Raw genomic sequence first — 22,400 nt, forward strand, 5'->3', positions numbered from 1 at the left:
ATAGAAGAAGTTAGAAAGAACACAGGCGGTCTAGGAGACCGCCTGGGAGAGCTAATTACTGAGCGCTGTTTACGTAGTCGATTGCAGCTTGAACAGTAGTGATCTTCTCAGCTTCTTCGTCAGGAATCTCAGTGTCGAATTCCTCTTCTAGAGCCATAACTAGTTCTACAGTGTCTAGAGAATCAGCACCTAGATCGTCAACGAAAGAAGCTTCGTTTTTAACTTCTGCTTCGTCTACACCTAGCTGTTCAACAATGATTTTCTTTACGCGTTCTTCGATGTTGCTCATTTTTCTTTTCCTTTACAGATTTCGCCTAATGCGATGATTCCGTAGTTTATTCGAACTATTGAAAGTTGCAAGGGGGTCCTTGCTGGTCAAACCACAAAATTAGCGAATTTAACCGAATTTCAATACATTTTTGACTTAAATCATGCACAAATCTTGCGCATAAGCATGACAAGTTCATGACAGTTAACTGCAACTATAGGCTATTTTTCACAATGTAAAATAGCTTATTTTGCATAAACTGTCGCATTAAACCATGTACATGCCACCATTTACATGCAAAGTTTCACCAGTAATGTACGCTGCTTCAGGAGAAGCAAGGAAAACTACTGCTGATGCAATTTCACGTGGGTCACCTAAACGACCTGCTGGCACGTTCGACAAAGTTGCCGCACGTTGGTCATCATTTAGCGCCTTAGTCATGTCAGTTTCGATGAAACCAGGAGCAACAGTGTTCACTGTTACACCACGAGACGCAACTTCACGAGCCATTGATTTAGTAAAACCAATCACGCCCGCTTTCGCTGCTGCGTAGTTAGTTTGACCAGCATTACCCATGGTACCAACAACAGAGCCTACGTTGATGATACGACCCGCACGTTTTTTCATCATACCGCGTAAAACCGCTTTAGACATGCGGTAGATAGGCGTTAGGTTGGTATCGATGATGTCGTTCCACTCATCATCTTTCATGCGCATCAATAGGTTGTCACGAGTAATACCAGCGTTATTCACCAGAATATCGATCACACCAAATTCTTCGTTGATCGTTTTTAATGTCGCTTCTATAGACTCGACATCAGTCACGTTAAGCGCTAAGCCTTTACCGTTATCACCAAGATACTCGCTGATAGCAGCCGCACCACTTTCAGAAGTAGCAGTACCGATAACCGTAGCACCTCGCTCGACAAGAAGTTCCGCGATCGCGCGGCCAATACCACGGCTTGCGCCGGTAACTAGCGCGATCTTACCTTCTAGATTCATCATGTTGTGTTTCCTTTTCTTATCGCAAATTTATCGCTTTATGGATTACTTCGCAGCGTCTAGCGATGCGATATCATTCACTGCTGCTGCAGTTAGCGTTTTCACGATACGTTTTGTTAGACCTGTTAAAACTTTACCAGGACCAAGCTCAAGAAGATTTTCTACGCCTTGTTCGTGCATCAGTTCAACTGTTTCAGTCCAACGAACTGGGCTATGTAGCTGACGAACAAGCGCATCTTTGATTTTTGCAGGATCTGTCTCAGCAATCACATCAACGTTGTTGATAACTGGCAGCTGTGGTGAGTTAAATTCGATAGACTCAAGAGCTACAGCAAGTTTTTCCGCTGCTGGCTTCATAAGTGCACAGTGTGAAGGTACTGAAACAGGAAGAGGAAGCGCACGCTTCGCACCAGCTTCTTTACATAGCGCACCAGCTCGCTCTACTGCGTCTTTGCTACCAGCGATAACGACTTGACCAGGCGAGTTAAAGTTTACTGGAGAGACCACTTCGCCTTGCGCTGCGTCTTCACACGCTTTTGCAATCGCATCATCAGCCAAACCGATAATCGCGTACATTGCGCCAGTACCAGCTGGTACTGCTTCTTGCATAAGTTGACCACGTAATTCAACCAGCTTGATGGCTTCTTTAAAGTCAATAACACCCGCACATACAAGTGCTGAGTACTCACCTAGGCTGTGACCGGCTAGGTTTGCTGGTTGCTCTAAGCCAAGTTCCTGCCATACACGCCAGATTGCAACAGATGAAGCTAGCAAAGCTGGTTGAGTACGGAAAGTCTCGTTTAAATCTTCTGCAGGTCCATTTTGAACAAGCGCCCATAGATCGTAACCTAGTGCGTCAGATGCTTCTGCAAATGTTTGTTTTACTACGTCATATTGTTCGCCTAGTTCTGCAAGCATACCTACAGCTTGAGAACCTTGACCTGGAAATACGATAGCAAACTTGCTCATGTTGTTTTCCTTTAAGCAAAGTAAAAAGAAATAAGATGCACCAAGTGCACCTTAAATTTTGAATTCTTGTGAAACTTAGAACTTCACAAGGGCCGAGCCCCAAGTGAATCCACCGCCAAACGCTTCAAGAAGCAGAGTTTGACCGCGTTTAATACGACCATCACGTACCGCTTCATCTAGTGCTGTCGGCACAGTCGCAGCTGATGTGTTGCCGTGTTTATCAAGTGTAATCACGACTTGGTCTAGTGACATCGAAAGTTTCTTCGCTGTCGCTGAAATAATGCGGTAGTTCGCTTGGTGCGGCACTAGCCAGTCTAGCTCAGACTTATGCATGTTGTTGGCTTCAAGCGTATCTTTTACTAGTTTCGATAACTGAGTGACAGCGACTTTGAATACTTCGTTCCCAGCCATATGAAGCCATTTATCCGCATCTTGCCCCCGCACAGGTACAGGGAGGCTTAGAAGCTCTCCGAATTGACCATCCGAGTATATGTGGGTAGAGATAATGCCAGGCTCTTGGCTAGCGCCTACGACAACGGCTCCGGCACCATCACCAAATAGGATAATGGTTGAACGGTCTGTCGGATCACACGTTTTAGACAAAGCATCTGAACCAATCACAAGTACGTTTTTGCACATACCAGATTTGATATGTTGGTCTGCAACAGATAATGCGTACACAAAACCAGAACAAGCAGCGGCTAAGTCAAAAGCTGGACAACCTTTAATGCCAAGCTTTGCCTGCACCTGACACGCAGATGAAGGGAAAGTATGGCTACTGCTCGTTGTGGCTACGATAATCAGGTCGATATCGTTTTTATCAATACCCGCCATATCGATAGCGTTTTCAGCTGCGTAGAATGCCATGTCTGCTACAGTTTCGTTTTCTGCAGCAATTCGACGCTCTTTAATACCCGTGCGAGCAACGATCCACTCATCACTTGTATCTACCATTTTCTCTAGATCTGCGTTTGTACGCACCTGAGATGGCAGGTAGCTGCCAGTACCTAAAATTTTGCTATACATGAAGACTAATAATGCCTCTCGAGTAAAACCGCTTCCAAACGATCGCTAATACGGCTTGGTACTTGTCGTTTGACCTCGTGTACTGCCTCGCCAAGTGCATTGACAATCGCAGATACATCCGCACTTCCATGGCTTTTTATGACAATGCCGCGCAATCCTAGCAAACTTGCGCCGTTATACTGGTCGGGGTTCAGTGTTTTTAGTTCATTAAACAGCCTAGAAAACAACTTTCTAGCTATCCAACCCTTTATCGTTGATGCCATTATGCTGGTTTTAATTTTTTCGATAAAAAGTTGAGCTGTTCCCTCACTGGCTTTTAAGCATACGTTGCCGACAAATCCATCACAAACAATGACGTCCGCAACATCATGCAAAATTTGATTACCTTCAATATAACCGACAAAGTTAATCGCATCGGTCTGAGAAAGCATTTCTGCGCAACGTTTGACTAAATCGTTACCTTTAATCTCTTCTGCGCCAATATTGAGTACAGCAACGCGAGGAGGACGACCCAAGTGTTCTTCAGCTAATGCACTGCCCATTACAGCAAATTGGAACAAGCTATCAGCATCGCACGATACATTCGCCCCCAGATCCAGCATCCAAGTGCGCTTTCCGGTAATCGTCGGTAAAGCGGAAACTAAAGCAGGACGTTCAATGCCAGGAAGTAACTTAAGAATGAAACGCGATAGTGCCATTAATGCACCGGTGTTGCCACCACTAACACAAGCATCCGCTTTCTGCTCAGAAACCAAATCGATAGCCATACGCATAGAACTATTTTGGCTATTACGTAACGCCAATGAAGGTTTTTCTGAGTTCGAGATAACTTTCTCGCTGTGAAGAATAGTCAAGCGGGAACTGGTCGAGGTACCGAGTTGAGATAATTGAGACGTGATCAGAGATTGATCACCAATAAGAATCACTTTTAGCTCTGGGAAATGAGACAGTGCCTGCACGGCGGCAGGCACTGTTACGCGTGGACCGAAATCCCCGCCCATTGCATCAAGTGCAACGGTAATACTTTGCAAAGGTTCAACCTTACTTGTTGATAACCTTTTGACCACGGTAGTAACCTTCAGCAGTTACGTTGTGGCGTAGGTGAGTTTCACCAGAAGTCGCGTCTACAGATAGAGCAGCTGTAGTTAGCGCATCGTGTGAACGACGCATACCGCGCTTAGAACGAGTTTTACGGTTTTTCTGTACGGCCATTGACCCTACTCCTATACTATTGGGTTAAAAACCTGAAGAAGAATCGGCTACCACACCTATTACTTTTTCAGACTTTTCAAAACGTCGAATGGATTCGGTTTTTCTTCCTCAATTTCTTCAGGAATCTCACCAAAAACCATGTTATTTGAATCAACGCTACAATCCGCTTCATCGTGCATCGCAATTTGAGGTAATGCTAAGATGAACTCGTCTTCAACAAGTTGTATGAGGTCTAATTCACCATATTCATTTAGATCTACCAAATCATAAATTTCTGGTGCTTCCTGTTCTGTTTTCTCACCGTAGTAAGGAGTAGAAAGGAATTCAACTTCGCACTCATGTGCGAATACCTCATTACAACGCTGACACTCTAAATCGACTTCGATGTTAGCTTTACCAGAGATAACAACGAGTCGCTGTTCATCCATCCCAAATGACAATGAGACTTCTGCGTCGCGTTTTACGCCTTCAGTTGTTTCCACTAAGCGCTTGAAAAGACTAGCTTGGATGATGCCATCGTAATCCAATCGTTTCTGTGCAGCTTTAGCTGGGTCAACCGTTCGCGGTATTTTTACCTTTTGCATAGGGCGCGAATATTATCTTCCAAATCAAAATTAGTCAAAGAAAAAGGCAAAAAAGTTGTACTTTTTTACGCTTAACATACAGAGCATTAGCCAGAATCATTTTTGATCGATTATCCTATTGGAAATGCTCCCACGAATTGTAATTCAAAATGAAAAATTACCAACTGGTTTTAGCCTCAACTTCCCCTTTTCGTAAACAACTGCTTGAAAAGCTCTCACTACCATTCGTTTGTTTATCACCTGATTGCGATGAAACACCTTTTGACCAAGAAACGCCAACTGAACTTGTGCAGAGACTGGCCCAAGAGAAAGCAATATCTTGCCAGACGGATACAGCAAGTTTAGTTATCGGCAGTGACCAAGTTTGTGTCATTAATGGTGAAATCGTTGGCAAGCCTTTAAATAGAGATAACGCGATAAATCAACTTTTGGCTCAAAGTGGAAAAGTCATCACTTTCTATACTGGTCTTGCAGTACATAACACCGTCACAAACCATACAGAAGTCGGCTTTGATTCTTTCGAGGTGCACTTTAGAGATTTAACGCTTGAACAAATCGAACGCTACGTCGACAGGGAAGAACCTTTTTACTGCGCAGGCAGCTTTAAAGCCGAAGGCATGGGAATTTGTTTGTTTACGAAATTAGTTGGTAAAGACCCGAACACACTTGTCGGACTACCATTGATTGATTTGATTGATATGTTGCATGTTCAAGGACTCGATGTCCTTTAACCCAAATACGATAAAAGGGAGCCTGTGGCTCCCTTTTGCATCCGCGAGGAAAACATGGTTACGCGTTTCTTAAACCCGCCAACACTTTTTCTAGTTTCGGTTCCATCGGTGCGTTGATTTCCATCCACTCATCATTTGATGGGTGTTGGAACTTAATGTTTGCCGCGTGTAGGAACAAACGATCTAAACCAACTTGACCTGTATAAGCATCAAAGCGGCGATCACCGTAGCGATCATCCCAAGCGATTGGGTGACCAGTGTATTGCGTATGAACTCGGATTTGGTGAGTTCGACCAGTAATCGGACTCGCCTGAATCAATGTAGCTTGTTCGAACTTTTCCAAAATCTTAAAACGCGTTTCTGACTGCTTACCATTAGGGTTAACACGAACAATACTGTTCACTTCGTTTTTGAGCAGTGGCGCGTTCACAACCTTACAACTGCTTTTCCATTGCCCCATGACAAGAGCTAAGTAAAACTTCTTTACTGTCTTTTCACGAAACTGGGCTTGCAAGTGACGAAGTGCAGAACGCTTCTTAGCAACCAGCAAAATCCCTGAAGTATCACGGTCAATACGATGCACAAGTTCAAGAAAGCGAGCTTGAGGTCGCAGAGCCCTAAGCGCTTCAATCGCACCAAACTTTAAACCACTGCCACCATGCACAGCGGTGCCAGATGGTTTGTTTAGAATCAACATATGATCATCTTCGAAGATAATCATATTTTCCAACTCAGCGACTTTGTTAAGTTTCGTACTTGGTGCGACATCGTCATCTTTTTTCTCGACGGTCACCGGTGGAATACGAACGAGATCGCCTGCTTTTAACTTGTACTCTGCTTTTATACGCTTTTTATTTACGCGCACTTCGCCCTTACGCACAATTCGGTAAATCATGCTTTTAGGAATGTCTTTTAATTGGTTGCGCAAAAAATTATCAATGCGCTGACCCGCCATATCTTCGTCGATATCGACGAACTGGACTTTTGTTCTTATTTCGTTCATGGGCGGTATTGTAAACTCAATTTCGTGCGACTTCACATTATTCTTGTCGTAAAAGAAACACTCGGTGGCACATACTGGTCTAAATTTCGCCAAGCTTTTGTTTAAATTATTAAAACTCTCAATCAAGTTCTCAATTTGTTTTCTGTCTTGAACAGTTTGCACATCTCAATTGCTTATGAAACAGCCAGTTATAAAATAGAAATTTTGAGTTTAGCGGCAAATTTTCTATCGTTTGCGTGAAAGCAGATTGCTGATAGCCACGCGCACTGCTATAGTTCACAGCTGCTAAGGAAGGTTTGGTTACATTTTATTCATTACCAATCATTTATCCTCAAGCAATGTGAGTAGATCGTTGAAGGTCGAGTGCAGCATTGGCGTGAGACACATCGAATTCAACACTCTTGCCACCCTACTCCTCGCATATTCACGTTGAGTACCTACCGCCCAAATAGCGGGTCACAAGTCTACGTTTCCAACAGAAACCACAAGAGGCTTGTGATGACTGAAGTGCCCGAGAGCATCCCCTTCCAGCCGGGAGGCTGCAAAATACAAGCCATGGGATCAGGCACCGTGAAAGAGCGAAAAAACAGTGGCAAGTCGACAAGAAAGATATAAAAGAAAAGACAACGAGAATTTTCAATGAAAAGAATGTTAATTAACGCAACTCAAAAAGAAGAGTTGCGTGTCGCTCTGGTTGATGGCCAGCGACTTTTCGATCTTGATATCGAGAGTCCAGGTCATGAATCTAAAAAAGCGAATATCTACAAAGGACGTATCACACGTATCGAACCAAGCTTAGAAGCCGCATTTGTTGATTACGGCGCCGAGCGTCACGGTTTCCTCCCTCTCAAAGAAATTGCCCGCGAATATTTCCCTGAAGGTTACACCTACCAAGGTCGTCCAAGCATCAAAGAAGTGCTAACGGAAGGCCAAGAAGTTATCGTTCAAGTGGAAAAAGAAGAACGTGGAAGCAAGGGCGCAGCTCTTACTACTTTCATTTCTCTTGCTGGTAGTTACCTTGTTCTAATGCCTAACAACCCTCGTGCTGGCGGTATTTCTCGTCGAATCGAAGGTGACGAGCGTACTCAACTAAAAGCCGCATTAAGTACTTTGGAACTGCCTCAGGGCATGGGCCTAATCGTACGTACTGCTGGCGTTGGCAAGAGTGCTGAAGAGCTTGAGTGGGATTTGAATGTACTACTTAACCACTGGGGTGCAATCAAAGGTGCAGCGGACTCTAACCCTGCTCCATTCTTAATCCACCAAGAAAGTAACGTTATCGTTCGTGCAATCCGTGACTATTTGCGTCGTGATATTGGCGAAATCTTAATTGATAGCAACACCATCTACGAACGTGCAAAAGAGCACATTCAATTGGTGCGCCCTGATTTCCTTAACCGCGTTAAGAAATATGAAGGCGAAGTTCCACTATTCAGCCACTACCAAATCGAAAGCCAAATTGAATCGGCTTTCCAACGTGAAGTGCGTCTGCCATCTGGTGGTTCTATTGTTATTGACCCGACTGAAGCACTAACGTCTATCGATATCAACTCTGCTCGTGCAACCAAGGGCGGCGATATTGAAGAAACAGCTCTAAACACGAACCTAGAAGCAGCCGACGAAATTGCTCGCCAATTGCGTCTACGTGACTTAGGTGGCTTAGTGGTTATCGACTTTATCGATATGACCCCAGTTCGTCACCAACGAGAAGTAGAAAACCGTCTACGTGAAGCCGTTCGCCTTGACCGCGCTCGTGTACAAATCGGTCGTATTTCTCGCTTTGGTTTGTTGGAGATGTCACGCCAGCGCTTGAGCCCTTCTCTTGCAGAAGCAAGCCATCACATCTGTCCTCGCTGTAGCGGAACTGGTGTCGTTCGCGACAACGAATCTCTAGCACTTTCTGTACTTCGTTTAATTGAAGAGGAAGCGCTAAAAGACAACACAGCACAAGTACTTGCAGTCGTACCTGTGCCAATCGCCTCTTACTTATTGAACGAAAAACGTCGTTCAGTAAACCATATCGAACGCATTCAAGAAGTGAAAATTACGGTTGTTCCTAACTCTGATATGGAAACACCGCACTTTGAAGTTATCCGTGTTCGTGAAGGCGAAGAGTTCGATCTGATTTCTTACTTACTTCCTAAGAAACTGGAAGCAATGAAAGAAGCAGAAGGTAAAGAGCCAGCGGATGTTGACGTAAAACCAAAACGAATTGAAGAGCCAGTTCTTAAAGGCTTTGCGGCTCCGTCTCAAACCGCACCTGCACCAGCAGCTAAACCAGCTCCTGAGGCGAAGAAGAAAGAACAAAACGTTGAACAAGAAGAGAAACCTGGATTGTTCAGCCGTCTGTTTAAAGCACTTGGTAGCTTCCTATTCGGTGGTTCTGAAGAAACAAAAGAAGAACAGAAACCTCAGGAAGAGAAAAAACCAAATCGCGATAATCGACGTAACAAACGTGATCGTAACGATCGTCGTCGCAATAGCAACCAGCGCGATAATCGTGATAACCGCGACAATCGCGATAACCGACGTCGTCGTAAGCCTCGTGATGAGCAGGCTAATGAGCAAAACGAAGCTCAACAACAAACAAATAAACCGCAAAACCGTAACCAAAAGCGTAAACCTAAAGCTCCACAGGCAGATAAAGCCCAAGAGCAGAAAGCAAACGCAAAAGTAGCGGAAAAAGGTCTGCAGCTAGCAGCGGAAGCTCGTACTGAAACAAAACCAGAAGAGAGCAAACCGAAGCAGCAAAATGCGAAAGCAGAAAAAGTGAAAGAGCGCCGCCAACGTCGCAAATTGAACAAGTCTGTACGCGTTAAGGACCAAGAAGCGATTGAGAAGAAAGCCGAAGAAACAGCGGTTAAGACTCAAGAAACGGTTGAAGCTAAAGTTGAAAAGCCAACAGAAGCAGCGGTAGAGGCACAGCAAGACAACAAGCAAGCAGAGTCTAAGCAACGTCGTAATCGTCGTTCGCCACGTCACCTGCGTGCAAGCGGCCAGCGTCGTCGCCGTGGCCGTGATCGCCGCCCTAACCCGTTCCGCCTACGTAAGGGAGGTGTCGCTTCTCCTGAAATGGCTATGGGTAAAGTAATGCCACGTTACATTCCGAAACCAGCACCTAAGAAGGAAGAGCGAGTTAAGGAAGAAGCTGTAGCAGCAGTACCTACAATCCAAGGTGGCTTTGCGTGTCCAGAAATGGCAATGGGTAAAGTGATTATTCGTCGCGAGCAACCTGTCGTAACAGATGCGCCAGTTGTTGAACACAAGGTTCAAGAAACCGTTGAAGCGAAAGTGGAAGCTCCAGTAGTAGAAGCACCTGTTGTTGAAACAGTAATCGCAGAAAAAGCTGAATCGGCAGTAGTAGAAACAGCATCGGTAGAGCCTATCGTTGAAACTCCTGTAACTGAACATGCTGAACCGGTTGATGCCATTGTAGAAACGGCACCTACTGAAGAGCCTATCGTTGAAGCAGCAAAAGAGATTGTAGCCGAAGCGCCAGTAGATAAACCAGAGCCTAAAGTCGAAGCCATTAAAGTTGCTGCTAAGCTAAACGCTAGCGCACCGATGACGAAAGCACCTGGCCCTCAAGAGCTACGCGAAATCACGGTTGCAGCAGCACCGTTCAAAACCGAACGTTACCAAGCTAAAGGTGCGGGTAGCCAAGTGGCTAAAAACCGCGCATCAGCAGAGATGACAAAGCCTAACTTTAACTAGGCTAAATCATTACGTTCAACTGCTTAACGGCATAAATAAATTAAAGGCTACCATCTGGTAGCCTTTTTTATCTTCATATTTGCCCAATAAATTGTTCATATAAATACCAATTCGTGATCACATTTGTACGCCATTATTCGTATCATTCTTGAACTTAATCACACTTTTCGGTAGCATGCGCCGACTCAAGTTTTCGACACCATTCTGATGCTGCTCTTTTAATACTACGGTTTACACTGCAATGTTTGATTAGAAATCAACCACTCAGTGGCTTGTGCAAATACGAATATGTGTCGGGTTTAACTCATTGCAAAGAGAACTTAAAAACAAACATGTTCGAATTTCCCCAATTTTCTAAGCACTCCGTAAAAAATGATGTGCTATCAGGCTTAACCGTTGCGCTAGCATTGGTTCCTGAAGCTGTCGCATTTGCGTTCGTCGCAGGCGTAGATCCGATGGTCGGTCTTTACGCTGCATTCATCGTTGGTCTTATTACTTCCATTTTCGGTGGTCGTCCTGGCATGATCTCTGGTGCAACAGGTGCCATGGCAGTCGTAATGGTTTCGCTTGTCGCGACTCACGGTGTCCAGTACCTATTCGCAGCCATCATGCTCGCTGGTATACTTCAAATTGCCGCTGGTATGTTTAAATTGGGTAAGTTCATCCGTATCGTGCCTCACCCTGTGATGATTGGTTTTGTGAACGGTCTGGCTATTGTTATCTTCCTAGCTCAGTTGGGTCAGTTTAAAGCGCCAGATATCAACGGCATGCTTACTTGGCTACCACAAGACCAAATGCTACTAATGCTTGGTTTGGTTGCGCTAACTATGGCAATCATTCACTTTCTACCAAAAATCACAACGGCTGTACCCTCTTCACTTGTTGCAATCGTAACGGTGACTGCTTTAGTGGTTGGTTTGGATCTGGAAACTCGTACTGTTGTTGACTTCCTGCGTACAATGTCTGGTGATGAAGCGGCAACACTCGCAGGTTCACTGCCGACCTTCTCTATTCCGGCGGTGCCATTTACGCTAGAAACTCTACAAATCATTCTTCCATACGCGATCATTCTAGCGGCCATTGGTCTAATTGAATCTCTACTAACACTGACAGTTTTAGATGAGATGACGAATACTCGTGGTCAATCTAACCGCGAATGTATCGGTCAAGGTATGGCAAACATGACGTGTTCTGTGTTTGGCGCAATGGGTGGTTGTGCGATGATTGGTCAGTCGATGATCAACGTAAACTCAGGTGGTCGCGGCCGTCTATCTGGTATCGTTGCGGCTATCGCTCTATTGATGTTTATCTTATTCGCTTCTTCGCTAATTGAAATGATCCCACTCGCTGCTCTGGTTGGTGTGATGTTCATGGTTGTCATTGGCACATTCGAATGGGCAACATTTAAGCTAGCACGCCGCGTACCGAAGCAAGACTTCTTCGTTATTGTTCTTGTGACCGTTGTTACTGTTCTTACTGACCTTGCTGTTGCCGTAGCGGTTGGTGTTATCGTTTCTGCATTAATGTTTGCATGGCAACACGCTAAGCACATCTATGCCGACACGTGCTTAAACGAGGAAGGTTCAAAAGAGTACAAGATTCACGGCCCTATTTTCTTTGGCTCTGCGGCTAACTTCCTGGAGTTGTTTAACGCGCCTGAAGATCCAAAAGATGTGATTGTCGATTTTGCAGACTCTCGCGTGACAGATCACTCTGCAATTGAAGCCATTGAAACACTGGCTGAGCGTTACAATGCTCAAGGTAAAACGCTACACCTTCGTCACCTAAGCCCAGATTGTCGTAAACTTTTGGACAAAGCTGGCAGCTTGGTTGAAATTAACGTGAAGGAAGACCCAAGCTACAAAGTCGCAACCGACATACTAGCGGGTTAACACGAATAAAAAGGGATGAGCTGAGCTCATCCCTTTTTCTATTGTCTTCAAGCACGGCGATTATAGCTTCTTCAAAATTGCGTCTGATGCCTCTTCGATTAAATCAAGCACCAGTTCAAAGCCATCTTCCCCACCATAATATGGGTCCGGGACTTCGTCGTAAACTGACTCAGAATGACTTAAAAATAACGATACTTTGTGTCGATACTTCAACGGACAAATATCCAATAAATCGGCCAAATTTGCTTTATCTGCGGCTAATATAAGGTCAAACTTTTCAAAGTCATCAATGGTGACTTGGCGCGCTTGCATTCCTTTAAAAGAATAGCCTCGCTGCTTTCCTGCTGCCATCGCTCTTGAATCCGGTCGGTTTCCTGCGTGGTAGCCAATTGTACCTGCCGACTCAACCTCTACTTCAACGCCTAGCTTTTGAGCTTTCACTCTTAACACTGCCTCTCCAGTTGGTGACCGACAAATGTTTCCCATACAAACAACAAGTATTTTCTTCATTTTATTCCCTGAATTATCGGTGGTTTTTCTTCACGATATGTTGGTCTATCATAGCGAGATAAATCAATGAACCCAAATTAGCTTGGGCACAGCACGAAAAGGAATTAAGGAAGTATTATGTCTATCGAAGAAAATAAAGAAGCACGCCATAAAGCTCGCCAACAAAAAGTCAAAGAACAGGTAGACGCAAAAATCGCTGCTGCTCAAGAGGAAAAAGGTCTGCTACTGATCATTACCGGAAATGGTAAAGGTAAATCGACATCAGGATTCGGTACGATCGCACGCGCAGTGGGTCATGGTTTGAATTGTGCTGTCGCGCAGTTTATTAAAGGTACTTGGGACAACGGTGAGCGCAACCTACTTGAGAAACTCGGCGTTGAATTCCAAGTAATGGCAACCGGCTTTACGTGGGAAACTCAAAACAAAGCCGCTGATACCGAAGCAGCGCAAGGCGTATGGCAAGAATGTAAGCGCATGCTGCAAGACGACTCTATCGATGTCATCTTGTTTGACGAGCTAACTTATATGGTGAGCTACGGCTACATCGACTTAGACGAAGTGGTCGAAGCACTGAGCAACAGACCTAAAATGCAGTCGGTTATTATTACTGGGCGTGGCGCACATCGAACCCTGATTGAAATGGCCGATACCGTTTCTGAAGTGAAAAATGTAAAGCACGCATTTGAATCTGGCGTAAAAGCCCTCAAAGGCGTCGATTGGTAACACTCGCAGAGTAATTTAAAAAGGGTTGGCAAAATGCCAACCCTTTTGATTTTCACGCACGGTTAGTTGAAAAGATTCTTCAATAAACCATCGACCGCATCTTTGGTTTTCTCGTCTTTGATTTTGTCCGTTAGCTTCTCCACGCCACGATCGATTTCTTTTTGAGCTTTCTGCTTCAGAACATCATCGAATACGAGCTTGAATTTAGGATCTGCCCACTTACCAGACACATTGATTGGAATCGTGATGTCTTTCAGCTCATCTATATCTTTACCGCCCTGGCCTTCTAGGCTGCCTACAACTGACGTGCTGATAGTAAAGTCGACTGTTTCATTGATGTAGTTTGCGGTACCTTTACCACGAACACGTAACAATGGAGACTGAGCTTGCATATTATCCGTTGATACAACACCTTTGTTGAGTTTCAATGTCGCCGTCATCGCACTGAAGTCTGTTTTCTTAGCTTCATTGGTGCCTTCAACTTTTTGCCCTTTAAATTTCGCATAGTTTTCACGAATCAACTGAGCAACGTTGATGCCATTCACCGCACCGTCAGCAAAATTGATAACAACCGTACCAGATAGATTCTTCTTGATACCGGTAGGCGTGAGACTCTTACCTGTAACATTCACATCAATGTTACCTGTCCCTTCAAGTTTGTCGTTTTCAGCAACGTCTATAAGTAGCGGTTGAACTTTCACGCCTTTGATTGACTTTTTAACACTGTAAGTCGCTGGTGATTGGCGTGCATCTAGCTTCGCTGTCGCTGAGATTGAGCCTTGGTACAACTTCGAACTAAAAGATGTAAGCTCAAACACGCCACGATTTACAGTGAAGCTCGTTTTTACCGCTTCCATCTTCGCATTTGCCGCTTTGAATTTGTCGATGGTAATGTCACCCTTTACATCTAACGTTTTCAACGCAGACAAATCAGGCTCAACCTCAGGTCCAGCAGGAGCACTCTCGCCACCAGAAGCAGGCTTATTACCTTCGGCAGCTTGCTTATCTAACCCTAAAAACTCATCAAGATCGATATTGGGGCTATGGAGAGCAAAGCGTACTTTAGGAATATCACCGAGTGTCACATCTGCCTTACCATCTAGGGCGATAGCATTCGCTGTTAACTTCTCTAGAACAAAACTCAGATGGTTTTTCGTTAGGTCGAAAGACAGATCAGACACCATGTCGACTTTCATCGGGGACTGAGGTAAAGCATCACCCTCAAAAGTCGATTTAAGAGTTAACTTATCCAACTGTACTTTGCTGATAGCCTTGTCCACGCTAAGTTGACCAGCACCCTGCATATCTAACTTCATACCACCAGCGTCACCCTTAATGGCATAAGTCAGGTTATTTACTTTATCGAATTCAAACGTGTCTAAACCGATCGTTGCCGATTCAATTTTATTGGCAGGGTCAGAGTATGTCGCATCAAAGTTGATGTTCTTTAGCGCGTAGTTTGCCAAACCTTTTTCTAGCTTAAAGTCTGCCTGACCTTTCGCGGTGAACTTTTGGTCGTTCATTTCGCCCTTCACGCCAAAATCAGCCGTTGTCCAGTTGTCAAAAGCGAATTCGGAAAGGTTTAATGAAATATCATAAAGTTTGGTGTAACTACCGGCTTGCTTATCCTGCATTTCTAATGAACCGTTAGAAACCGTAACGCCAGCAAGATTAATACTCCAATCAGAACCAGAAGTTTGCGTTTCACCATTTTGCGTAGGCGCAGCATTGTTCTCTTGTTCTGCTTGTTGTGTTTGGGCTTTCGTCAATGCATCAATATTCTTGCTGCCATCTTTCTTGGTTTCAATGTAGAACTCAGCACCATCAAGCGTGACGTTTCCAATTTCAAGCTGTTGACTAAAAAGTGGCATAACAGAGATGTCTACACCAACGGTATCAACTTTGAATAAATTGGGTTTACTAAAGCCTTGTGGGTTTCGCAACTCTGTATGTCCCAACTCAAAGCCAATCGATGGGAAAAATTGCCAACTGATATCCCCTTCAATCACCAACTCTAATCCCGTTTGCTTTTGCGCTTGCTCAACAATAAGGGGTTTAAACTGATTCGGATTGACGAAGATGGTTAACGCTAAAATTGCGACCAAAATGACCACAATCGGTATTGCTAGAATTAAGAGCAGTTTCTTCATTTGTTTTTCCTTGCTCGAGTGTTTTTACAATTATAAGCGCAGACTCCATTTACCGCTGACAGTTCCACAAAAGCGTGAAAAATGTCTGGTTTTAACCTGCAACTGACTAATTTAAAAACAAAAAAAGAAGTGGCACTTAAGGTGCCACTTCTTCTCTTAAAAATAAAGCGATATAGCCGTCTATAGGCTTAAGCTTTCAAAAGTCTTGCAATGTGAGCTTTTAATACATCAATTGCGATACGGTTTTTACCACCGCGAGGAACAATAATGTCCGCATATTGCTTAGAAGGTTCGATAAACTGCATGAACATCGGACGTACTGTTTGTTGGTATTGCTTAAGAACAGACTCCATAGTTCGGCCTCGTTCTTCCACATCACGCTTAACACGGCGAAGCAAGCAAATATCTAACGGTGTGTCCATAAATACTGTCGCATGCATCAAATCACGAAGACGAGGGTCTGTAAGAAGAAGGATACCTTCTAGAATGATCACCTTTTTAGGTGTCATTGTGGTGGTGTTAATTGTTCTTGTGTGCTCAGTGTAGCTGTACTCAGGCACTTCTACTGCTTCACCACGTACCAATTTTTCTAGGTGCTCACACAGTAGGTCGTGGTCCAACGCACTCGGGTGATCGTAGTTCGTCTTTACTCGCTCTTCCATGCTTAGGTGGCTTTGGTCGTTGTAGTAGCAATCTTCCGTGATGACACCGATTTGATGATCGCCTACTTTCGCGCGAAGCTCATTATAAATAGTGCTCGCGATCAGACTTTTTCCAGAAGCAGAAGCGCCAGCAATACCTACGATGACGCATTGATTATTATCAGACATTAGTTTGCACCCGATGATGATTTCTAGTCACATAAAAAGATAAACTGCCTGATTATAGGGAGTTCACCCCATAGTTACTAGTTGGAATTAGGGTTTAGTCATAAGTTTCTGCCTGCTCAGAGGATTAACCTCCGAGCAAACGTTAAAATGTGCAATTATCAACCAACAGGCATAGTAAACTTAGTTCACCATTGTAAAGCTAATCGCATCTGGTTTTGCTTTGCCTTGCCAAAACATCGTGCTACATACGCGATCGGCAAGTTGCTTATAATACCCTGCATGCTCACTTTCTGGGCGTCTTGCTACCGTTGGCACGCCAGCGTCAATATCTTCTCGCATAGAGATATGAAGCGGAACTTGTCCTAACAATGCTAAGCCAAATTCTTGCGACATTTTTTCAGCTCCGCCCATACCAAAAATATGCTCTTTCGCGCCACATTGACTACAAATGTGATAACTCATGTTTTCCACAACACCAATAACCGGGACATGGACTTTGTTAAACATTGCCGCTCCCTTCCTTGCATCGGCAAGGGCTAAATCTTGCGGCGTTGTGACTAGCACGCTACCTGTTACCGGAATTTGTTGTGACAGAGTCAATTGAATATCCCCCGTACCTGGCGGCATATCAATCACCAAATAATCCAAATCTGGCCAATCTGTTTCAGTTAATAACTGCGACAATGCTTTTGAAGCCATTGGACCGCGCCATATCGCCGCTTCTGATTTATCCACCAAATAACCGATAGAATGAGTATAGATGCCGTGAGCAAAAATGGGTTCCATCCACTTGCCATCACGAACTTCTGGTTTAGCATCTTCTTGCCCCAACATCATAGGTACAGACGGACCATAGATATCTGCATCCAACAATCCCACTTTCGCCCCAGATTGAGCAATCGCCAACGCTAAGTTAACTGCGGTAGTAGATTTACCAACGCCACCTTTCGCAGAACTGACAGCAATGATGTTCTTAACACCCTTAACCGAGTTAGCCACTTGAGTTTCTAAAGCTTTAACTCCAAGGCGAATATTAAATGGGAATTCAGCCACTTTACCCGAGGCTCGCTGCTGTTTGATCCAGTCATGCAGTACGGTTTGAAGCTCATTACTTGCGAATGGCAACGTTATATCAATAGAACCCTTTGTCGTAATCGAAATTGCGCCATGAGTATCTGCCCAGTTTTCCACCAACTGTGGATGTTGGAATTGGTTAAACCAGTGACAAAAATCTTGTTTTGAAGTGAACTGATGCATAAGCCCTCCTTTTAGATGTCATGCTACCACCGTCCAGGCTCAACCAGAACCCCAAAAAAACTAAGGCATTCCGCAGTTTGACACCTTGGAGTTAGTCAGTTCATGGGGTAGTATTATCCATCAAAATTTATTTATACCTATCAAGAAAAGCGAATATTAAGTATGGCAAACGATCCAAAAAACTTTCCGTCAAGGAAAATGCTGGTAACTTGTGCCCTTCCGTACGCTAACGGTTCGATCCACCTTGGTCATATGCTTGAGCATATCCAAGCGGACATTTGGGTTCGTTACCAACGCCTACGCGGCAACACTGTAAACTTCATCTGTGCTGACGATGCTCACGGCACACCAATCATGCTTAAAGCGCAACAGATGGGTATTACTCCTGAAGAAATGATTGCCGCAGTTAGCGAAGAGCACCAAAAAGACTTCGCTGGATTTGATATCAGCTTTGATAACTACCACAGCACGCACTCAGATGAGAACCGTGAGCTAGCGTCACACATTTATCTTGAGTTGAAGAAAAATGGCTTTATCTCTAGCCGCACTATCTCTCAGCTGTTCGATCCAGAAAAAGAGATGTTCTTACCGGACCGTTTCGTAAAAGGTACCTGTCCAAAATGTAAGTCTGAAGACCAGTACGGTGACAACTGTGACAACTGTGGTGAGACTTACAGCCCAACAGAACTGATCAATCCTAAATCTGCGGTTTCTGGTGCGACGCCAGTAATGAAAGATTCAGAGCACTTCTTCTTCGACCTGCCCCAGTTTGAAAGCATGCTAAAAGAGTGGACTCGCTCTGGCTCGCTACAAGCTGAAACAGCGAACAAAATGCAAGAATGGTTCGAATCTGGTTTGCAGCAATGGGATATCTCACGTGATGCACCATACTTTGGCTTCGAGATCCCTGGTGAGAAGAACAAATTCTTCTACGTATGGCTAGACGCGCCTATCGGCTACATGGGCTCTTTCAAAAATCTATGTGACAAGCGCGACGGCCTAGATTTCGACGAGTATTGGAAAAAAGACAGCTCAGCAGAGCTGTACCACTTCATCGGTAAAGACATCGTTTACTTCCACAGCCTATTTTGGCCAGCAATGCTAGAAGGTTCTGGCTTCCGCAAGCCTAACAACGTATTCGTACACGGTTACGTAACCGTAAACGGCGCAAAAATGTCGAAGTCTAAAGGTACGTTCGTAAAAGCAAGCACTTACCTAGAGCACCTAGACCCTGAGTGTCTACGTTACTACTACGCTGCGAAGCTAAACAGCCGTATCGACGATCTAGATCTTAACCTTGAAGACTTCACTCAGCGCGTAAACGCTGACGTTGTTAACAAGATCGTTAACCTGGCATCTCGTAACGCAGGTTTCATCGCGAAACGTTTTGAAGGCAAACTGTCTGACAACTTTGCAGAGCCTGAACTTTACAACGAATTTGTTGCTGCTGCTGACCGTATCGCTGAGCTTTACGAAACGCGTGAGTTTGGTCGTGCAATCCGTGAAATCACGGCATTGGCAGACAAAGCTAACCAATACGTTGATGAAAAAGCACCGTGGGTTGTAGCAAAAGAAGAAGGCAAAGATCAGGAACTACAAGACATCTGTTCTGTCGGTATCAACCTGTTCCGCGTACTGATGACTTACCTGAAACCAGTAATGCCATCGCTAGCTGCGCGTACTGAAGCGTTCCTAAACCAAGAGCTAACTTGGGAAAACATCGCTGCTCCACTAACAGGCCACGAGATCACTAAGTTCAAAGCACTGTTCAACCGTATCGATCCGAAGAATGTTGAAGCGATGATCGAAGCGTCTAAAGAAGATGCGGCGGCAGAAATGGCGGCGAAAGAGAAAGCTGAAGCGGAAAAGAACAAGGCTAGCCAAACCGAGCTAGACAAAGAACCAATCGCTGAAGAGATTGAGTTCGATGCTTTTGCTGCAGTAGATATGCGTATCGCTCGTATCATCTCTTGTGAAGAAGTACCAAAAGCCAACAAACTGCTTAAATTCCAATTGGACATCGGTGGTGAAACTCGTCAGGTATTCTCTGGCATCAAGTCAGCTTACAAACCTGAAGAGCTAGAAGGCAAGCTAACGGTAATGGTAGCAAACCTAAAACCTCGTAAGATGAAGTTTGGTATGTCTGAAGGTATGATCCTAGCGGCAGGCCCTGGTGGTAGTGACCTGTGGATCCTTGAGCCACACGAAGGCGCTCAACCTGGTATGCGCGTAATGTAAGTTGTAGCTTTACAATCAAATTTAAAAAGTCCTCGCCAGTTCAGCGGGGACTTTTTTTGACTGAATTCACACTTTTGGGGAATTTGTGCACCAAACTTGTACAGCACATCTCCCATCACAATCCTAACTTACTGTTTTAATAGAATTTAATTAGTGGCATCAAAACTGCAATCTTCCTTGTTAGGTCCAAACACTAACAAGGAGTTGGTTATGTTTGTTTTGATTTCCACACTATTGTCCATCGCTATTTTAGCTGGAATATATCACTTATCTTCTAAACGAGAGCAGCAACATGCGCGCAAATATCAGCTGTTAACATTGTTGCGAGATGTTGTTCACCTTCTGAGACACCACCGAGCTGCTACTCACTACTCGCTTCAATTCCAACAAAACGATCAACAAAAATTGGACGCTCTTCATGATGCTCTGACTAACAAGCTGCATCTTTTAGTCGAAACATCACGGTTTGAAAACAAACCCATGTATCGCGTATTACAGATTAAAGTAGGGAAACTACTTGAACAATGGAATGACCATAGTGTTGCAAGAAACCAGATGGAGCATGGTAAGTTAATTCGTCATTGCTTGTTTTTGATGGATGAAGTAACCATCGCATGGCTAGCGGTTGAGCAAAGAGATGACTTGCATAATGAGTATCACATGAACTGGCAAAACATTATGGATAGCTTGGAGACCCTGACTCAGTTACGAATCAGCATTCAAGATTTAGGAGAGCAAGGCGGAAATGAGCGTTTCAAAAATTATGCATCGGTCATGATGCGTAAGCTAAACCAACTAGCGGTTATCGCTCCACTTAGCATTACCTCTCCTGCTTCCACGCGCTCAATACAGACGCTAAATGAATACGTGACAGGGAGTCATGTCGACTTAACAGAAGCAGAGCTTTATGGCGTCACATCGGACTTGTCATTGACCATCTTCAATACTTACGACCATGTCCTTTCAGATGTCGTAGAGTCATTATATCTACCGTTACCCAGACTCTCACTAGCAGGATAAACGTTCCATGCCTTATTATTGGTGCTAGGTCCGTCGCCGACTTATAAATAAAAACAAAAAAACCGCAGGCCTAAGGCACTGCGGTTTTCGTTTATTCAACTTGTCAGCGCTTAGCTGTCGTCTTCCGTGAAGTTCGTTGGTAATTGCTTTTTCATTTCGTTCCAGATCAACGCACTTTCCATACCATAATGACGAATCACTACTGGTAGTTGCTCACGCTGGCCACTTTCACAAGTTTCGAGCAATTGATGGTAAAACTTCAGAGCTAGCTCACGAGAAGCTGGATTTGAGAAGTAGTAGCTACCGACACGATCGTAGAGCTTCTTCAAACCATTAAAGATCAAACCGTAAATTTGATTTCCTGAATGGAATGCTAGGCGCTGGAAAAGCATATAATCGTAAAAGTTGAACGTTTTAGCAATCAAGATTTCTTGACGCTTCGCTTCATCTTTCTCGTTATCTTCTTTCACATTCTGCAGAACTTTTTCAGCATACGGCGAGGAAGCGATGAATTCGTCCCAGGAAGCCGCATTCATTAAAGCTTCACAAGATTCGATTACGTTCTTAATTGTACGCTCAGAGCTCTCTTTGTTCGCTTTAAATGCATAGCGCATAAAGATAGGACTGATGTTGGTACGTGCCGCAAGCAGATCTTCTACAATGTTTGTCGCATTATCAACGTCTAGCGTCATTAAAGTATCCAAAATATGCAGACCAGAGGTCTCCATAAATTGGTTAACTTTCGTAGGTTTGCCGTGCTGGATAGTCAACCATCCGTCACGGGCTAGTCGTTGAAGAACCTCCCTTAAAGTCGTTCGAGTAACACCAATCAGTTCGGACAGCTCGCGCTCAGCAGGTAAAATTGAGCCTGGAGGAAAACGGCCGTTCCAAATGCTCTCGATAATATATTTTTCTGCGAATCCCGCAGGGCTTTTCGCCTTTATGACCATTCTACTTTTTATCCAATATTGATTTCTGAGGGTCGATACTACTCATCATACCACTACTTAGCGGTTTGAGAAAATTTACGATCAATAGTGGAAACGACACCATAACATAGAGTTAATACTCTATATGTTGTGTCAATTTAAGAGGCTCTAACATGCGAGCGAAAGCAGTAAAATATGAATTTTCATTTAATTAAACAGCTCACAAATCTCGGAGAAATAAAGACAACCGTGTCACATTTTTATATTCAAAATATGAAAAATTACTTTGTATATCACAGTTAATATTCTTTCTTAATTTGCCTTTTCTCGTCACTGACCGTC

The 22,400-nt window shown here is 44.2% G+C and carries 19 protein-coding genes; 6 read left to right on the forward strand and 13 right to left on the reverse strand.

Features of this window, described 5'->3' with window-relative positions:
* Positions 1-55: 55 nt before the first annotated feature.
* The 7 genes from acpP to yceD form a co-directional block, all read right to left on the reverse strand.
* Positions 56-289 (reverse strand): acyl carrier protein, encoded by a 234-nt coding sequence (acpP, locus tag R7Q48_RS07535; protein ID WP_004406112.1) that lies wholly within the window; start codon positions 287-289, stop codon positions 56-58.
* Between the two features lie 246 nt (positions 290-535).
* Positions 536-1,270, reverse strand: coding sequence for a 3-oxoacyl-ACP reductase FabG (gene fabG / locus R7Q48_RS07540; RefSeq protein ID WP_031781117.1), 735 nt, complete (start codon positions 1,268-1,270; stop codon positions 536-538).
* Positions 1,271-1,315: 45 nt separating this feature from the next.
* Complete coding sequence (fabD, locus tag R7Q48_RS07545) at positions 1,316-2,239, reverse strand: ACP S-malonyltransferase (RefSeq protein WP_054574794.1); 924 nt, start codon at positions 2,237-2,239, stop codon at positions 1,316-1,318.
* Between the two features lie 75 nt (positions 2,240-2,314).
* A complete protein-coding gene (locus R7Q48_RS07550) occupies positions 2,315-3,265 on the reverse strand; it encodes a beta-ketoacyl-ACP synthase III (RefSeq protein WP_017821385.1) in 951 nt (316 codons plus the stop codon).
* Positions 3,266-3,270: 5 nt separating this feature from the next.
* Complete coding sequence (gene plsX, locus R7Q48_RS07555) at positions 3,271-4,296, reverse strand: phosphate acyltransferase PlsX (RefSeq protein WP_017633846.1); 1,026 nt, start codon at positions 4,294-4,296, stop codon at positions 3,271-3,273.
* A gap of 10 nt (positions 4,297-4,306) precedes the next feature.
* Positions 4,307-4,477: a 50S ribosomal protein L32 gene (gene rpmF, locus R7Q48_RS07560; protein WP_005396978.1), complete on the reverse strand. Its 171-nt coding sequence runs from the start codon at positions 4,475-4,477 to the stop codon at positions 4,307-4,309.
* Positions 4,478-4,536: 59 nt separating this feature from the next.
* Complete coding sequence (yceD, locus tag R7Q48_RS07565; protein ID WP_005387307.1) at positions 4,537-5,061, reverse strand: 23S rRNA accumulation protein YceD; 525 nt, start codon at positions 5,059-5,061, stop codon at positions 4,537-4,539.
* 149 nt (positions 5,062-5,210) lie between these two features.
* Between yceD and R7Q48_RS07570 the strand changes: the two genes are divergently transcribed.
* Positions 5,211-5,792: a Maf family protein gene (locus tag R7Q48_RS07570; RefSeq protein WP_170893526.1), complete on the forward strand. Its 582-nt coding sequence runs from the start codon at positions 5,211-5,213 to the stop codon at positions 5,790-5,792.
* A 58-nt stretch (positions 5,793-5,850) separates the two neighbouring features.
* On the opposite strand, the gene rluC is transcribed toward R7Q48_RS07570, so the two are convergent.
* The gene (rluC, locus tag R7Q48_RS07575; RefSeq protein WP_054576337.1) at positions 5,851-6,795 is read right to left on the reverse strand and encodes a 23S rRNA pseudouridine(955/2504/2580) synthase RluC; all 945 of its coding nucleotides are present in this window, start codon (positions 6,793-6,795) and stop codon (positions 5,851-5,853) included.
* Positions 6,796-7,434: 639 nt separating this feature from the next.
* On the opposite strand from rluC, the gene rne reads away from it, so the two are divergent.
* Both rne and R7Q48_RS07585 read left to right on the forward strand, forming a co-directional pair.
* Positions 7,435-10,509, forward strand: coding sequence for a ribonuclease E (gene rne / locus R7Q48_RS07580; RefSeq protein WP_318132221.1), 3,075 nt, complete (start codon positions 7,435-7,437; stop codon positions 10,507-10,509).
* A 332-nt stretch (positions 10,510-10,841) separates the two neighbouring features.
* Positions 10,842-12,401, forward strand: a complete 1,560-nt coding sequence (locus R7Q48_RS07585) for a SulP family inorganic anion transporter (protein WP_005380840.1) — start codon at positions 10,842-10,844, stop codon at positions 12,399-12,401.
* A gap of 60 nt (positions 12,402-12,461) precedes the next feature.
* Here R7Q48_RS07585 and R7Q48_RS07590 read toward each other — a convergent pair whose 3' ends face one another.
* On the reverse strand, positions 12,462-12,911 hold the full coding sequence (locus R7Q48_RS07590; protein ID WP_033905751.1) for a low molecular weight protein-tyrosine-phosphatase: 450 nt from the start codon (positions 12,909-12,911) through the stop codon (positions 12,462-12,464).
* Positions 12,912-13,028: 117 nt separating this feature from the next.
* Here R7Q48_RS07590 and cobO point away from each other — a divergent pair, with 117 nt between their 5' ends.
* Positions 13,029-13,634, forward strand: coding sequence for a cob(I)yrinic acid a,c-diamide adenosyltransferase (gene cobO, locus R7Q48_RS07595; RefSeq protein WP_005380837.1), 606 nt, complete (start codon positions 13,029-13,031; stop codon positions 13,632-13,634).
* Positions 13,635-13,696: 62 nt separating this feature from the next.
* Here cobO and R7Q48_RS07600 read toward each other — a convergent pair whose 3' ends face one another.
* The 3 genes from R7Q48_RS07600 to apbC all read right to left on the reverse strand — a co-directional run bounded on the left by R7Q48_RS07600 (position 13,697) and on the right by apbC (position 17,871).
* A complete protein-coding gene (locus R7Q48_RS07600) occupies positions 13,697-15,784 on the reverse strand; it encodes an AsmA family protein (protein ID WP_318132222.1) in 2,088 nt (695 codons plus the stop codon).
* A 188-nt stretch (positions 15,785-15,972) separates the two neighbouring features.
* On the reverse strand, positions 15,973-16,614 hold the full coding sequence (udk, locus tag R7Q48_RS07605) for a uridine kinase (protein WP_005380833.1): 642 nt from the start codon (positions 16,612-16,614) through the stop codon (positions 15,973-15,975).
* A 180-nt stretch (positions 16,615-16,794) separates the two neighbouring features.
* A complete protein-coding gene (gene apbC, locus R7Q48_RS07610; RefSeq protein ID WP_262606901.1) occupies positions 16,795-17,871 on the reverse strand; it encodes an iron-sulfur cluster carrier protein ApbC in 1,077 nt (358 codons plus the stop codon).
* A 162-nt stretch (positions 17,872-18,033) separates the two neighbouring features.
* Here apbC and metG point away from each other — a divergent pair, with 162 nt between their 5' ends.
* Positions 18,034-20,109, forward strand: coding sequence for a methionine--tRNA ligase (gene metG / locus R7Q48_RS07615; protein WP_318132223.1), 2,076 nt, complete (start codon positions 18,034-18,036; stop codon positions 20,107-20,109).
* A gap of 210 nt (positions 20,110-20,319) precedes the next feature.
* Positions 20,320-21,129, forward strand: coding sequence for a hypothetical protein (locus R7Q48_RS07620; RefSeq protein ID WP_017821380.1), 810 nt, complete (start codon positions 20,320-20,322; stop codon positions 21,127-21,129).
* 110 nt (positions 21,130-21,239) lie between these two features.
* Here R7Q48_RS07620 and fadR read toward each other — a convergent pair whose 3' ends face one another.
* Positions 21,240-22,079 (reverse strand): fatty acid metabolism transcriptional regulator FadR, encoded by an 840-nt coding sequence (fadR, locus tag R7Q48_RS07625; protein ID WP_005380824.1) that lies wholly within the window; start codon positions 22,077-22,079, stop codon positions 21,240-21,242.
* Positions 22,080-22,400: the final 321 nt, after the last annotated feature.

The sequence above is a fragment of the Vibrio sp. 378 genome, from assembly GCF_033339435.1.